Source organism: Streptomyces sp. NPDC093225 (assembly GCF_044753805.1).
Classification (GTDB): domain Bacteria; phylum Actinomycetota; class Actinomycetes; order Streptomycetales; family Streptomycetaceae; genus Streptomyces.
Genome location: NZ_JBIVNX010000121.1, coordinates 1 through 1,190 on the forward strand (window position 1 = coordinate 1; position 1,190 = coordinate 1,190).

A 1,190-nucleotide genomic window follows, 5' to 3' on the forward strand; every position below is an offset into this window, starting at 1 on the left:
CTGTTCACCTCGGAGTCCGTGACCGAGGGCCACCCCGACAAGATCGCTGACCAGATCAGCGACACGATCCTCGACGCGCTTCTCGCCGAGGACCCGACCTCCCGCGTCGCCGTCGAGACGCTGATCACGACCGGTCTGGTCCACATCGCGGGTGAGGTGACCACCAAGGCCTACGCGCCGATCGCGCAGCTGGTGCGCGAGAAGATCCTCGAGATCGGCTACGACTCGTCGAAGAAGGGGTTCGACGGTGCCTCGTGCGGTGTGTCGACCTCGATCGGTTCGCAGTCCCCGGACATCGCGCAGGGTGTCGACACCGCTTACGAGCAGCGGGTCGAGGGCGACGAGGACGAGCTGGACAAGCAGGGCGCCGGTGACCAGGGCCTGATGTTCGGCTATGCCACCGACGAGACGCCGAACTTCATGCCGCTGCCGATCGAGCTGGCGCACCGTCTGTCGCGTCGTCTGAGCGAGGTCCGCAAGAACGGGACGATCCCGTACCTGCGTCCGGACGGCAAGACGCAGGTCACCATCGAGTACGACGGTGACAAGCCGGTCCGTCTGGACACGGTGGTGGTGTCCTCGCAGCACGCTTCGGACATCGATCTGGATTCGCTGCTGGCGCCGGACATCCGTGAGTTCGTGGTCGAGCACGTCCTCAAGGAGCTGGCCGAGGACGGCATCTCGCTGGAGACCGACGGCTACCGGCTGCTGGTCAACCCCACGGGCCGGTTCGAGATCGGTGGCCCGATGGGTGACGCGGGTCTGACCGGCCGCAAGATCATCATCGACACGTACGGCGGCATGTCCCGTCACGGTGGTGGTGCGTTCTCGGGCAAGGACCCCTCGAAGGTGGACCGCTCGGCCGCGTACGCGATGCGGTGGGTGGCCAAGAACGTGGTGGCCGCGGGTCTGGCCGCGCGGTGCGAGGTCCAGGTCGCGTACGCGATCGGCAAGGCCGAGCCGGTGGGCCTGTTCGTCGAGACCTTCGGTACCGCCACGATCGAGACCGCCACGATCGAGCAGGCCATCTCCGAGGTCTTCGACCTGCGGCCGGCCGCGATCATCCGCGACCTCGACCTGCTCCGCCCGATCTACGCCCAGACCGCGGCCTACGGCCACTTCGGCCGCGAGCTGCCGGACTTCACCTGGGAGCGCACCGACCGCGTCGACGCCCTGCGCGCGGCAGCCGG

1 protein-coding gene is annotated in these 1,190 nt (G+C 68.0%); it reads left to right on the forward strand.

What is annotated here, in order from left to right; all coding sequences use genetic code 11:
- The coding region (metK, locus tag ACIQCH_RS38415; RefSeq protein WP_402589023.1) for a methionine adenosyltransferase at positions 1 to 1,190 on the forward strand (1,190 nt) is incomplete at both ends.